This is a genomic window from Pseudomonas paralactis, assembly GCF_001439735.1.
GTDB classification, from domain to species: domain Bacteria; phylum Pseudomonadota; class Gammaproteobacteria; order Pseudomonadales; family Pseudomonadaceae; genus Aquipseudomonas; species Aquipseudomonas paralactis.
This window is the reverse complement of the sequence record NZ_JYLN01000005.1, coordinates 474,828-488,720: the sequence shown is the minus strand read 5'-3', so window position 1 is coordinate 488,720 and position 13,893 is coordinate 474,828. Positions and strand designations below refer to the sequence as shown.

The window sequence follows — 13,893 nt, the reverse complement described above, 5'->3', positions numbered from 1 at the left end:
TGCCTCGATCATGGGTGAGGGAGAGGCGATGAGCGCTTGTGCGTGGAGCCCGGCAGGCGGGGCTCCGGTCTGCACAATAAACGGGGTTACAGTGGAAGAGGACGTTATCACTGACGGAATTCTCCTGATCGATGCCGCTTGAATTTTTTTTCATACGTAACGCGTTAACGTTTTGTGGAAAAAAAACCCCATCGATTCCATCTGTTCAACGTGGCGCCATGACAATTCATTACACAGCGGCGTGCATGGCTACGCCTGGATCATGTCCCGCACCGTGGCGGTCAATAAATCAAAGGTGAAGGGCTTGGTAATCAGTTGCATGCCGGGGTCCAGGAACCCTCCGCGTACCGCCGCGTGTTCGGCATATCCAGTGATGAAAAGCACTTTCAGCTGCGGGCGAATCTGGCGGCCGATCTCCGCCAATTGTCGGCCGTTCATACCCGGCAAACCTACGTCACTGATCATCAGATCGATACGTTGCTCTGATTCAATGATCGGCAACGCTGAGTCGGCATCCTGCGCTTCGACAAAACCATAACCCAACTCTTTGAGTACGGTGCTGACCAACACCCGTACGGCCGGGTCATCCTCGACGATCAAGACGGTCTCACCGGTAGTGGCAAAGGGTAGCGATGTTGGATTGAGCGTCTCCTGAGGCTTCATCTCGCCGATACAGCGCGGCAGGAACAAACTCACCGTGGTGCCTTTGCCAATTTCGCTATGAATGGTCACATGGCCGTGGGATTGGCGAGCAAAGCCATAGATCATCGACAGCCCAAGCCCCGTGCCCTGGCCGATCGGCTTGGTGGTGAAGAACGGATCAAACACCCGGCCCATCAAGTGTTCCGGGATGCCGCAGCCGGTGTCACTGACGCTCAGTTCTACATAATCACCCGGCTTTAACGTGCCGTAAGCGGCAGTGAACACGCTGTCCAAGTGCCGGTTAGTGGTTTCAACCGTCAGGCGGCCGCCACCGGGCATGGCATCGCGAGCGTTGATCACCAGGTTGAGAAGGGCGCTTTCCAGTTGATTGGGATCGGCTTCGGCGGTCCACAAGGCATTGTCCAGACGCATGTCGAGGGCAATGCTTTCATTGATGCTGCGCTGCAGTAACTCGCCCATGGAGGTCACAAGCTGGTTGATCGCCACCGGCTTGGAGTCCAGGGACTGTCGGCGCGAAAACGCCAGCAGACGGTGGGTGAGGCTTGCGGCACGGTTGGCGGAGGTCACGCCCAAGTCGATCAGGCTATCCAGGTCATCCAGCTTGCCGCGCGACACACGCCTGCGCAGCAACTCCAGGCTGCCGATAATCCCGGTGAGCATATTGTTGAAGTCATGGGCGATACCTCCGGTCAACTGGCCGACGGCCTCCATTTTTTGTGATTGGCGCAACGCTTCCTCGTTGTTGCGCAGTTGCGCAGTGCGCTCTTCCACTTGCTGTTCAAGGGTCTCCAGCGTGCGCTGCAAACGCAGCTCGCTCTGGCTCAAGTCGATCAGCCGGTCGCGCGCCTCGTATTGGCGTCGACGACCGCGCAGGGCGGTACTGACCAGACTGATCAGCGTCACGGGGTGGAACGGACGCTCCAGGAACGTCACGTTGCCCAGCAGCCCGCTCAAGTGTGAAGAACCGTTTTGCTCACTGCCGCCGTGATGGGTCATCAACACGATAGGCAGGTCCGACCAGGCCGGCTGCTGGTGCAGGAACTCAAGCAACGGCTCCATGTTCACGCCACGCAAGGCTTCGGCCGCAATGATGAGCAGGCCCGCACCCTCGTTCAGAGCTGTGCACAAATCGTCGAGACTGCCGGCAACCACACCGTGGTAGCCAGCTTCCTTGAGCATCATCAGCGCCAGCGAACTGTCTCGCCCCAGAGGCGCAAGGATGATGGCTCGTTCGAAGGCAGAAGGCAGCGGGGTCACACGTCCTCTTCCTTGAGCAGGGGCGAACCGGCGCCCATGTAGGTCGGGATGCCGCGCAACACGCCCTGGAAATTATCCAGGGGTTGGCCGACGGTCATGCCGCGGCTGCTGATGCGGTACTCGCGTATGGTCGATTCATGGGTGCCGGTGCGTTTCTTGATGATCGAAATGGCGCGGCGAACCTTGCCCAATGCCTCGAAGTAGCGCAGCAGGATGACGGTGTCGGCCAGGTAGGTGATGTCTACCGGGGTCTGCATGTCGCCGACCAGGCCGTGTTGTGCCACCGTCATGAAGGTCGCAGCGCCGCGGCGGTTCAGATACAGCAGCAGTTCGTGCATATGCAGGATCAGGGCATTTTCTTCAGGCATCGCGGCCTGATAACCGTTGATACTGTCGATTACTACCGTCTTGATGCCGCGTTCGTCCACGCAACGCCTTACCCGGTGCGAAAATTCGCCGGGGGACAGTTCAGCCGCGTCGACTTGTTCGATCAGCAGATTCCCGGTGGCTTGCAGCGCCGCCAGATCAATGCCCATGTTGTTCATGCGCTCAAACAACAAGCCCATCTCTTCGTCAAAGATGAACAGAGCGGCCTTTTCCCCGCGCTCCACGGCGGCGGCGGCGAAAATCATCGAGATCAGCGATTTACCGGTACCGGCCGGGCCCAGGATCAAGCTGCTGGAGCCGGTCTCGATGCCGCCGCCCATCAACGCATCCAGTTCGCTGATGCCGCTACTCATGGTTTCGCGTTTATAGCCTCCACGGTGCTCGGCGGCCACTAGGCGCGGGAATACATGCACACCATCGCCCATGATGGTGAAATCATGAAAGCCGCCACGGTATTTCTGCCCCCGATACTTGACCACCCGCACCCGACGGCGCTCGGCGCCGTAGTTGGGGGTCAGTTCTTCCAGACGAATGACGCCGTGGGCCACGCTGTGTACGGTTTTGTCGAGCGATTCGGTGGTCAGGTCGTCCAGCAGCAACACTGTGGCGTCATAACGCACGAAGTAGTGCTTGATCGCCAGGATTTGCCGGCGATAGCGCAGTGAGCTTTGCGCCAGCAGACGAATCTCCGACAGGCTGTCGACCACCACGCGGGTCGGTTTGACGCGTTCCACTACTTCGAAAATCTGTCGGGTGGCTTCGCCCAGCTCCAGATCGGAGGAATACAGCAAGCTCTGCTGATGCTCTGCATTGAGCAGGCTTTCGGGTGGGGTCAATTCGAAGATATGGATGTTGTCGTCCAGGTCCCAACCATGGGACTTGGCACCCTGGCGCAGTTCCCGCTCGGTTTCGGACAAGGTGATATACAGGGATTTTTCACCGTTTTTCGCCCCTGCCTGCAAGAAGTGCAGGGCGACAGTGGTCTTACCGGTGCCCGGCTCACCTTCAAGGAGAAACAAATGGCTACGTGATAGCCCGCCGGAAAGAATGTCATCAAGACCTTCGATGCCGGTGGCCGCCTTTTCACTTAAAAGCGCATTGGATGTAGACAAGAAGTGCCCTCAGGTCACGTACAAGTTGGGTGCGCGCCGAAAAGGTGCGCCATATTCACTTGACCGTAGCGGTTTGTGGCGGTTCAACGTTTCTTCACAATTGCAGCCGTGAAGGCGCGAGCTTGCTCGCGAAGAACGTCAACGATAACGCGGGTATGCTGGTTAAACAGGGTGTTCTGGATTTTTCGCGAGCAAGCTCGCTCCTACAGGCCCTGCTGTAGCGCCGGATCATCCGGGTTCTGTTGCTCCAACTGTGCCAGCAGCACCTGGACGTTCTGCAATTGGCCACTCTCTTTCCAGTAGTTGACCAGCAGTACACGCGCTTTGCGATTGGCCGGGTGGCGCTGAACGATCTCTTCCAACTGGCGCTGGGCGGCTTCCAGTTCGTCTTGGTCATGCAAGGTGGTGGCCAGGTCAAAGCGATAATCCTGATTGTTCGGTTCCAGCTCCACCGCTTTGGACAGGCCGAGCAAAGCATAAGGGCGCTCGCCGTGGTGCAGCAACCACATGCCCAAGGCATGTTGCAGATAGGCCGACTCCGGATGCGCCGCCAATTGCTGCGCCAACAGCTGGCGCGACTCTTCGGTTTTGCCTTGCTTGTCCAGCAGTTCGATTTGCGCCACGCCTGCTTGCAGGTTGTCCGGTTCCAGACGCATCGCCTGCTCCAGCGCGTCTTGCGCCGGAGCCAGCATGGCGCTGTGGATGTACAGACGCGCCAGCTGGATCCAGCCTTGCGCGCTTTCAGGCTGGGCCTTGAGGGTTTTCACAAACTCGTCGAGTACCTGCTGCAAGGGGCCGAAATACAAGCCCAGGGTGTCTGGCGACAGGCCGAGCAGGGCATTGGCCGCAGCAAAGCGCACCGACTGTTCGGGATCATCCAGCACCGGACCAAGCAACAGTGTGCGCTGGCCGGTGGGCACCAGGCCGACGATGCTGTGGATCGCCGCCTCACGTACCAGCGCAGATTCATCGGCCAGGTCCTTATCCGCCAGCTTCAACGCTTGGGGGCTGGGGTAATTGGGCAATTGGGCGTGCAGGGCAGCGCGGCGCTCAGGCGACAGATCAGGCCGCCCCAACTGTTGGTACAACACGCGCGCAGCGCCTGGCTCGCCGTTCTGCGCCTGTTTCAACGCCTTGGAATAACCGTGGGCAATGGCGGGGGCCACGGTGGCTTGAGGGGAGCGAGAGAAAAACCAAAGGGTCGATACGATCAACAACAGGGCGCACAGGCCGATGATGGCGTTACGGCGTGACTTTGACATGCGGGCGTCCGAAAGCTTTGGTGGCTAGTACAAAGCCATCAGCTTCGGTCAGTGCAGGGCGAGTGTCAAACCCGCAGGTGATGCGCAGCAGTCTCAGGCTTTTTTGGGAGCGCTAGCAAGCTTGCTTGCCACCCTCAGGTCAGTACGTAATCCACTGGCTGCGGCGCAGCAGGCAAGTCGGCTTCACCGAGAGCCGCAAGAATCTCGCGCTCCAGGGTGCGCAGGATGGCATCGCACGGCAGGTCGTTTTCGTCGAAGCCAAATGGGTCCTCCAATTCATCGCCGATCGCATCCAAACCAAAGAAGGTGTAGCTGACGATCGCGGTGAACACCGGTGTCAACCAGCCCAGCGGTTCGGCCATGGCGAAGGGCAACAGGATGCAGAACAGGTAAATGGTGCGGTGTAGCAGCAAGGTATAGGGGAAGGGCAGCGGGGTAGTCTTGATGCGCTCGCAGGACGCCTGCACTTGGCTGAGGCTGACCAACCTGGCTTCCAGCTGCGTGTAGCGCCATTCGCTGATCACACCCTGCCGGGCGAGCACGCACAACCGCGCACCGAGCATTTGCAGCACGCTGTCGGGCAGGTTGGGGTGGCTCGGATGCACGGTGACCCAGGGCTGTATGGCGCGCACCTCATCCTCATGGCGCAAATGCGCGATCAAGCCATGGGCAAAACCGCATAGCTCATGCAGCAGCCCGGCCCGTTCGGGGGTGTCGCCCAGCACCTGGGTTTCACGAATCAGCGAGCGTACCTCAATGATCATTTGCCCCAGTTGCTTGCGGCCTTCCCACCAGCGGTCATAGCAGGCGTTATTGCGAAAACTCATGAAAATCGACAACGACAAGCCCAGCAAGGTAAAGGGCGTGGCGTTGACCCTGGAAAAGTAAGCGGGGTGCAGGGTTTCCACCAGCACAATGACCGAAGCCAGCAGCGTGACCAACAGGCTGCGCCAGGCGATGCGCTTGGCAATCGAGCCCTTGAGGGAAAACAGGATGCCCAACACGTTGGGCTTGGGGCGAACGATCATGGCAGGCTTCTGTAAGAGTGCAGGCCATCAGGGTAGAAGCTGGTATGCAGAGCGTCCAATCACTTGGATCGACCGTCTGATCGTTGGGATCAATGATCGCCAGTTGGCCAAACCAGTCAGCCAAGTTGAAGGCTTTGACCATTGCCCCTGCAACGCTCTGGAGCGACTATTTCAGCCGATTTATCCAGTTAAAAGTCCTGAAAATAAAAACACAGAAGGATTGAAACGATGCGTGAGTATTTGGCCGCCACCACCGAGTTTGATTATCAGCGCACTGTCGATGCCGCACTGGCCGGCAACCTGCAGGCGCTCAACGCCTGCGTGGAGTGCTGTGACCGCCATGCGCTGCCGGGGCGCATCGCATTGTTCTGGGAGGGCCGGGACGGGCGCAGTTCCACGTCGACCTTTACCGAACTGCAGGACCAGGCCGCACGCTTCGCCAATTTCCTTCTCGCACAGGGCGTCAAGCGCGGTGACAAGGTGGCCGGGCTGTTGCCACGTACGGCCGAATTGCTGGTGGTCGTGTTGGCCACCTGGCGCATCGGCGCGGTTTATCAGCCGCTGTTTACGGCCTTCGGCCCCAAGGCCATTGAACATCGACTGACCAGCTCAGGCGCCGCGCTGGTGGTCACCGACGCGGTGAACCGCGCCAAGCTGGCCGAAGTCGCCGGTTGCCCGACCATTGTCACGGTCACCGGGGCCAAGGGCGAGGGCATCGTGCGTGGCGACTTCAGCTTCTGGGCCGAGCTGCCCAATTATTCCAACGTCTGCGAGCCGGTGTTGCTGGGCGCAGATGATCCGTTCCTGCTGATGTTCACCTCGGGCACCACTGGCCCCTCCAAGGCGCTGTCGGTGCCGCTCAAGGCGATTGTCGCGTTCCAGGGGTACATGCGCGACGCCGTCGACTTGCGCCCTGAGGACGCGTTCTGGAACGTCGCCGACCCAGGCTGGGCCTACGGCATCTATTTCGGTGTAACCGGGCCGTTGTCCATGGGGCATCCGATCACTTTCTACGATGGCCCGTTCACCCTGGAAAGCACCTGCCGGGTCATCAATAAATACGCGATCACCAACCTGACCGGCTCGCCCACGGCGTATCGCCTGCTGATTGCAGGCGGTGAGCAGTTCGCCCGCTCAATCAAGGGCAAGCTGCGCATCGTCAGCAGTGCCGGCGAGCCGTTGAACCCGGAGGTGATCCGCTGGTTCTCCGACAACCTGGACGTGACCATCCACGATCACTACGGCCAGACCGAGCTGGGCATGGTGCTGTGCAATCACCACGGCCTGACGCATCCGGTGCATGTGGGCTCGGCGGGGTTCGCTTCACCCGGGCATCGCATTGTGGTGCTGGATGACAACTACCAGGAATTGCCCGCCGGCCAACCGGGCATTCTGGCCATCGACCGCGAGCAATCGCCGATGTGCTGGTTCGCCGGCTACGACGGTGTGAAGACCAAAGCCTTCGTCGGCAAGTACTACCTCAGCGGCGATACCGTGGAGTTGAACCCCGATGGCAGTATCAGCTTTGTGGGGCGCAGCGATGACGTGATCACCACCTCCGGCTACCGCGTAGGGCCGTTCGATGTGGAAAGCGCTCTGGTTGAGCACCCGGCGGTGATCGAGGCCGCCGTGGTCGGCAAGCCTTGCCCTGAGCGTACCGAGTTGGTGAAAGCCTTCGTGGTGCTCAGCGAGCAATACCGCGCCACCCCGGAACTGGCCGAAGAGCTGCGCCTGCATGTACGTCAGCGCCTGGCCGCTCATGCTTACCCACGGGAAATCGAATTTGTCAGCGACTTGCCCAAAACCCCAAGCGGCAAGCTGCAACGCTTTATTTTGCGCAATCAGGAAATAGCCAAGGCCCAGGCGGCCGTGGCTTGATCCCTTTCAAAGGAAACAACGATGCAGATTGAAAACAAGGTATTTCTGGTCAGCGGCGGTGCCTCGGGCCTCGGTGCGGCCACGGCTGACATGCTCATCGCGGCCGGTGCCAAGGTGATGCTGGTGGACTTGAACGCCGACGCGGTTGCGGCAAAGGCCACACAACTGGGCGACAACGCCCGCAGCACCGTCGCGGATATCAGTCAGGAAGCGGCTGCCGAAGCGGCCGTTAAAGCGGCTGTCGAGGCGTTTGGAGGCTTGCATGGGTTGATCAACTGCGCGGGTGTGGTGCGCGGCGAGAAAATCCTCGGCAAGAACGGCCCTCACGGGCTGGCCAGCTTTGCCCAGGTGATCAACGTCAACCTGATCGGCAGCTTCAACCTGTTGCGCCTGGCCGCTGCGGCGATCGCAGAAACCGAAGCCAATGCCGACGGCGAGCGCGGTGTGATCATCAATACCGCCTCGGTGGCGGCGTTCGATGGGCAGATCGGCCAGGCTGCATATGCCGCGTCCAAAGGCGCGATTGCCAGTTTGACCTTGCCCGCCGCACGGGAACTGGCGCGTTTCGGGATCCGCGTGATGACCATCGCCCCGGGCATTTTCGAAACCCCGATGATGGCCGGCATGACCCCGGAAGTACGTGACTCTCTGGCCGCCGGCGTGCCGTTTCCGCCACGCCTGGGCAAACCCGACGAATATGCCGCGCTGGTGCGACATATCCTTGAAAACAGCATGCTTAATGGTGAGGTGATCCGTCTCGACGGCGCCTTGCGCATGGCCGCCAAGTAAGGAATGCCTGTATGAACGACCCTATTGTGATTGTCAGCGCCGTGCGCACGCCCATGGGCGGGTTTCAGGGCGATCTCAAAAGCCTGACCGCACCGCAGCTGGGCGCGGCGGCGATTCGTGCCGCCGTTGAACGGGCCGGTATCGCCACCGATGCCGTGGATGAGGTGCTGTTTGGTTGCGTGCTGCCGGCCGGTCTCGGGCAGGCACCGGCACGCCAGGCGGCCCTGGGCGCGGGGCTGGATAAAGGCACCCGCTGCACCACCCTGAACAAAATGTGCGGCTCGGGCATGGAGGCGACGATTCTGGCCCATGATTCACTGCGCGCCGGCAGTGTCGATGTGGTGATCGCAGGCGGTATGGAAAGCATGTCCAACGCCCCGTACCTGCTGGATCGTGCACGCAGTGGCTACCGCATGGGCCACGGCAAGGTGCTTGACCATATGTTCCTCGACGGCCTGGAAGACGCCTACGCCAAGGGCCGCCTGATGGGCACTTTTGCCGAAGATTGCGCCGAGCATAACGGCTTTACCCGGGAAGCTCAGGATGCCTTCGCGATCACCTCCCTGACACGCGCGCAGGAGGCCATCACCCATGGCAGCTTCGCCAGCGAGATCGTGCCGGTGCAGGTCACCGTGGGCAAGGAACAAAAAACCATCTTGCACGATGAACAGCCGCCTAAAGCCAGGCTGGACAAGATCGCCAGCTTGAAACCGGCGTTCCGTGAAAGCGGCACCGTCACCGCGGCCAACTCCAGCTCGATCTCCGACGGCGCTGCGGCATTGCTGCTGATGCGCGAGTCCGAGGCCCACAAACGTGGCCTCAAGCCTTTGGCGGTGATCCACGGGCACGCGGCATTTGCCGATGAGCCGGGGCTGTTTCCGGTGGCGCCGGTGGGGGCGATCCGCAAGCTGATGAGCAAAACCGGCTGGAGCCTGGAAGACGTCGACCTGTTTGAAATCAACGAAGCCTTTGCTGTGGTGAGCCTGGTGACCATGAGCAAGCTTGAGATCCCTCACGACAAGGTCAACGTGCATGGCGGTGCCTGCGCCTTGGGCCATCCCATTGGTGCTTCGGGTGCGCGAATCCTGGTGACACTGCTGTCGGCCCTGCGCCAGAGGGGCCTCAAGCGTGGCGTCGCGGCCATTTGCATCGGCGGCGGTGAAGCCACGGCCATGGCCGTTGAATGCCTCTACTAAGGATGACTTATGCTGCCCAATGACGAACAACTGCAAATCAGCGACGCCGCCCGGCAATTTGCCCAGGAACGCTTGAAGCCGTTCGCCGCCGAGTGGGATCGCGAGCATCGCTTTCCCAAAGAAGCCATCGCTGAAATGGCCGAGCTGGGCTTTTTCGGCATGTTGGTGCCGGAGCAGTGGGGCGGTTGTGACACCGGCTACCTGGCCTACGCCATGGCCCTGGAAGAAATCGCCGCAGGCGACGGTGCGTGCTCGACGATCATGAGCGTGCATAACTCGGTGGGCTGCGTGCCGATCCTTAAATTCGGCAATGACCAGCAAAAGGCCGAGTTCCTCACGCCCCTGGCCAGCGGCACCATGCTCGGTGCCTTCGCATTGACCGAACCCCAGGCGGGCTCCGATGCCAGCAGCCTGAAGACCCGTGCGCGTCTTGAACGCGATCACTATGTACTCAATGGCTGCAAACAGTTCATCACCTCTGGGCAAAACGCCGGGGTCGTGATTGTGTTTGCCGTCACTGACCCGGCAGCGGGCAAACGCGGGATCAGCGCCTTCATCGTCCCCACTGACTCACCGGGCTATAGCGTGGCACGGGTCGAAGACAAACTCGGGCAACATGCGTCCGACACTTGCCAGATCCTGTTTGAAGACGTGAAGGTGCCTGTGGCCAATCGCCTGGGCGAGGAGGGCGAGGGCTACAAGATCGCCCTGGCCAACCTTGAGGGCGGCCGAGTCGGCATCGCGTCCCAGTCGGTAGGCATGGCCCGCGCCGCCTTCGAAGCGGCCCGTGACTATGCCCGTGAGCGGGAAAGCTTCGGCAAGCCGTTGATCGAACACCAGGCCGTCGCCTTTCGCCTGGCCGACATGGCCACGCAGATTGCTGTGGCCCGGCAGATGGTGCATTACGCCGCGGCCCTGCGTGACAGCGGCCAGCCGGCGCTGGTGGAGGCGTCCATGGCCAAGTTGTTTGCCTCGGAAATGGCTGAGAAAGTCTGCTCGGCCGCCTTGCAAACCCTGGGCGGTTACGGTTACCTGAGCGACTTTCCCCTGGAGCGGATCTACCGCGATGTGCGGGTCTGCCAGATTTACGAAGGCACCAGCGATATCCAACGCATGGTCATCTCACGCAATCTTTAAGGAGTCGATACATGAGCTACGAAACCATCCTGCTTGACGTCCAGGGCCGCGTCGGGCTGATTACCCTCAACCGTCCCGAGGCGTTGAATGCGCTGAATGCGCAACTGGTCAGCGAACTGAACCAGGCGCTGGATAGCCTGGAAGCCAACCCGGAAATCGGCTGCATCGTGCTGACCGGCTCGAAAAAAGCCTTTGCGGCCGGTGCCGACATCAAGGAAATGGCCGAGCTGACCTACCCGCAGATCTACATGGACGACCTGTTCAGCGACAGCGACCGGGTGGCCAACCGCCGCAAGCCAATCATCGCCGCGGTGAACGGCTTTGCCCTGGGTGGCGGCTGTGAACTGGCGCTGATGTGCGACTTTATCCTGGCCGGTGACAATGCCAAATTCGGCCAGCCGGAAATCAACCTCGGCGTGCTGCCGGGCATGGGCGGCACCCAGCGTCTGACCCGCGCCGTGGGCAAAGCCAAGGCCATGGAAATGTGCCTGACCGGGCGCTTTATCGATGCCGTCGAAGCCGAGCGTTGTGGGATTGTGGCGCGTATCGTGCCGGCCGATGAACTGCTGGAAGAAGCGCTGAAAGTCGCGACCCTGATCGCCGGTAAGTCAGTGCCGATCAGCATGATGGTCAAGGAGAGCGTGAACCGCGCCTTTGAAGTCAGCCTGTCCGAAGGCGTGCGCTTTGAGCGCCGGGTGTTCCACGCGGCGTTCGCGACCCAGGATCAGAAGGAAGGCATGGCCGCATTCGTGGCCAAGCGGGCGCCGGCGTTCAAGGATAAGTAAACCCTGCCAAACGCCGCAGAGCAAAGGTGGGAGCTGGCTTGCCTGCGATGGCATCGCCTCGGTTTACTGATGTACCGAGGTGTCTGCATCGCAGGTAAGCCAGCTCCCACAAGGTTTTGTGTGGTGTCCGTTAGAGCTGGTAGTTTTTCAACTCCCTGGCAATCACCATCCGCTGAATTTCGCTGGTGCCTTCGTAAATCTGCGTGATCCGCGCATCCCGGTAGTAACGCTCCACCGGATAATCCTCCAGATACCCATACCCACCATGGATCTGCATCGCCTTGGAGCAGACCCGCTCGGCCATTTCCGAGGCAAACAGCTTGGCCTGTGACGCTTCGGACAAGCACGGTTTACCGGCGGTGCGCAGGCGTGCCGCGTGGAGGATCAGCAAGCGCGCTGCGTTCAGCTGCGTTTGCATGTCGGCCAACAGGTTGGCCACGCTCTGGTGTTCGATGATTGCCTTGTCGAACTGCACCCGATCCCGGGCATAAGCCAGTGCTGCTTCAAAGGCGGCGCGGGCAATGCCCAGAGCCTGGGCGGCAATCCCGATGCGTCCACCTTCCAGGTTGGACAGGGCGATCGCCAGGCCCTTGCCGCGCTCACCCAGCAGGTTGGCTTCGGGCACGCTGCATTGGTTGAGCGTAACGGCACAGGTGTCCGAGGCACGGATGCCCATCTTGTGTTCGGTGCGGTCGACCACAAACCCCGGGGTGTCGGTAGGCACCAGAAACGCTGAAATACCCTTCTTGCCCAATTCCGGATCGGTCACCGCAAACACGATGGCCAACTTCGCACGCTTGCCGTTGCTGACAAATTGCTTGGCGCCGTTGATGACCCACTGGCCGTCCTTCAATTCGGCGCGGGTGCGCAGGTTGTGCGCTTCGGAGCCGGCCTGAGGTTCGGTCAGGCAGAAGCAGCCGATGGCCTGGCCGCTGGCGAGTTCGGCCAGCCAGGTGTGTTTTTGCTCGGCTGTGCCGTAGTTGAGGATAGGCCCGCAACCCACTGAATTATGGATACTCATCAAGGCGCCAGTGGCGCCGTCACCTGCAGAGATCTCCTCCACGGCCAGCGCGTAGGCCACATAGTCCACATAGGTGCCGCCCCATTCTTCCGGGACCACCATGCCGAGCAGGCCCAGCTCGCCCATCTTCGCCACCAGCGCGTCGTCGATCCAGCCGGCTTTTTCCCAGGCTTGGGCGTAAGGGGCGATTTCGCCACGGGCGAAGTCGCGCGCCATGTCGCGGATCATGATTTGTTCTTCTGTGTATTCAAGATCTTGCATGGCTTATTTCCCAATCTGCGCGAAGTCGCGGAAGAAGCTATCGACATGGCCGTCGTCCAGCGCATCGAGCGTGGGCGGGTTCCAGCGTGGGGCTTTATCCTTGTCGATGATCAGGGCGCGAACGCCTTCGATCAGATCGCCACGCTCGAACCATTGGCGGTCCAGGTGCAGCTCCAGAGCAAAGCACTGTTCCAGCGCAAGGTGCCGGCCACGACGCAGCATTTGCAAAGTCACGGCCATGGCCAAGGGCGAACGGGTCTGCATCAGGTGGGCGGTATTCAATGCCCATTCATGGGTGTCGGCGACGGTAACTGCCTGTAATTGCTCAACGATGCTCGGTACGTCCGGCAGCGCGAAGAAGTGATCAATAACCGGGCGCAGGGCCGCCAGCGGCGCATCGGGCAATTGCTGCACCGCCAGTTTGGCTAGCACACCTTGCAAATCCTTGAGGGGTGAATCGCTCCATTGCAGCTGGTCGAGTTTGTTGTCCAGGGCGGGGAGTTTGGCGCTGTCGATAGACCAGTCGGCCAGTCCGCAATACAGCGCATCGGCGGCACGTATCTGCACGCCGGTCACGCCAAGGTAGGTTCCCAGCTCACCGGGAATACGCGACAGAAAATAACTGCCACCTACATCGGGGAAGTAGCCGATAGCCACTTCCGGCATCGCCAGACGGCTGCGTTCAGTCACGACCCGAAGGTCCGCGCCTTGTACCAGGCCCATGCCGCCGCCGAGGACGAAGCCGTCCATCAATGCCACCACCGGTTTACGGTAATGGTGGATAGCCAGGTCGAGGGCATATTCTTCGACGAAGAAATCCTGGTGCAGGGTGTCGCCGTTCTTGAAGCTGTCGTACAGCGAACGGATGTCGCCGCCGGCGCAGAAGGCTTTTTCGCCGGCGCCGCGCAGCACCACTGCGTATACCTGCGGGTCATCGGCCCACGCCTGCAACTGCGCAGTCAGCTGGCGGACCATGTCGAGGGTGATGGCATTCAAGCCGGCGGGGCGATTGAGGGTGAGGTGGCCGATATGGTTACGCACTTCACTCAGTACTTGTTGCTGAATATCGGCGCGGCTTGCTTCGGATGAAACCTGAGCAGTCATCACTAACTCCCTG

General features: G+C 60.7%; 11 protein-coding genes. 5 read left to right on the top strand and 6 right to left on the bottom strand.

Annotated features, from left to right (window positions below; translation table 11 throughout):
* Window positions 1-249 precede the first annotated feature (249 nt).
* From TX23_RS16175 to TX23_RS16160, 4 genes are all read right to left on the bottom strand, one after another.
* On the bottom strand, window positions 250-1,920 hold the full coding sequence (locus TX23_RS16175; RefSeq protein ID WP_057703057.1) for an ATP-binding protein: 1,671 nt from the start codon (window positions 1,918-1,920) through the stop codon (window positions 250-252).
* Window positions 1,917-3,419 (bottom strand): ATPase domain-containing protein, encoded by a 1,503-nt coding sequence (locus TX23_RS16170; protein ID WP_057703056.1) that lies wholly within the window; start codon window positions 3,417-3,419, stop codon window positions 1,917-1,919. Before TX23_RS16170 ends, TX23_RS16175 begins: the two co-directional genes overlap by 4 nt.
* Before the next feature lie 203 nt (window positions 3,420-3,622).
* Entirely contained in the window at window positions 3,623-4,681 is a 1,059-nt protein-coding gene (locus tag TX23_RS16165) for a tetratricopeptide repeat protein (protein ID WP_057703055.1), read from the bottom strand.
* 134 nt (window positions 4,682-4,815) lie between these two features.
* On the bottom strand, window positions 4,816-5,709 hold the full coding sequence (locus TX23_RS16160; protein ID WP_057703054.1) for a bestrophin family protein: 894 nt from the start codon (window positions 5,707-5,709) through the stop codon (window positions 4,816-4,818).
* A gap of 228 nt (window positions 5,710-5,937) precedes the next feature.
* On the opposite strand from TX23_RS16160, the gene TX23_RS16155 reads away from it, so the two are divergent.
* Genes TX23_RS16155 through TX23_RS16135 form a run of 5 tightly spaced genes read left to right on the top strand, consistent with a single transcriptional unit; the run spans window position 5,938 to window position 11,494 of the window.
* On the top strand, window positions 5,938-7,587 hold the full coding sequence (locus TX23_RS16155) for an AMP-binding protein (RefSeq protein WP_057703053.1): 1,650 nt from the start codon (window positions 5,938-5,940) through the stop codon (window positions 7,585-7,587).
* 21 nt (window positions 7,588-7,608) lie between these two features.
* Window positions 7,609-8,376: an SDR family NAD(P)-dependent oxidoreductase gene (locus tag TX23_RS16150; RefSeq protein ID WP_057703052.1), complete on the top strand. Its 768-nt coding sequence runs from the start codon at window positions 7,609-7,611 to the stop codon at window positions 8,374-8,376.
* Window positions 8,377-8,387: 11 nt separating this feature from the next.
* On the top strand, window positions 8,388-9,572 hold the full coding sequence (locus tag TX23_RS16145) for an acetyl-CoA C-acyltransferase (RefSeq protein WP_057703051.1): 1,185 nt from the start codon (window positions 8,388-8,390) through the stop codon (window positions 9,570-9,572).
* A 9-nt stretch (window positions 9,573-9,581) separates the two neighbouring features.
* Window positions 9,582-10,709: an acyl-CoA dehydrogenase gene (locus TX23_RS16140; RefSeq protein ID WP_057703050.1), complete on the top strand. Its 1,128-nt coding sequence runs from the start codon at window positions 9,582-9,584 to the stop codon at window positions 10,707-10,709.
* A gap of 11 nt (window positions 10,710-10,720) precedes the next feature.
* Entirely contained in the window at window positions 10,721-11,494 is a 774-nt protein-coding gene (locus TX23_RS16135; protein WP_057703049.1) for an enoyl-CoA hydratase, read from the top strand.
* 130 nt (window positions 11,495-11,624) lie between these two features.
* Here TX23_RS16135 and TX23_RS16130 read toward each other — a convergent pair whose 3' ends face one another.
* Both TX23_RS16130 and TX23_RS16125 read right to left on the bottom strand, forming a co-directional pair.
* Window positions 11,625-12,776 (bottom strand): acyl-CoA dehydrogenase family protein, encoded by a 1,152-nt coding sequence (locus tag TX23_RS16130; RefSeq protein ID WP_057703048.1) that lies wholly within the window; start codon window positions 12,774-12,776, stop codon window positions 11,625-11,627.
* Window positions 12,777-12,779: 3 nt separating this feature from the next.
* A complete protein-coding gene (locus tag TX23_RS16125) occupies window positions 12,780-13,880 on the bottom strand; it encodes an enoyl-CoA hydratase/isomerase family protein (protein WP_057703047.1) in 1,101 nt (366 codons plus the stop codon).
* Window positions 13,881-13,893 lie beyond the last annotated feature (13 nt).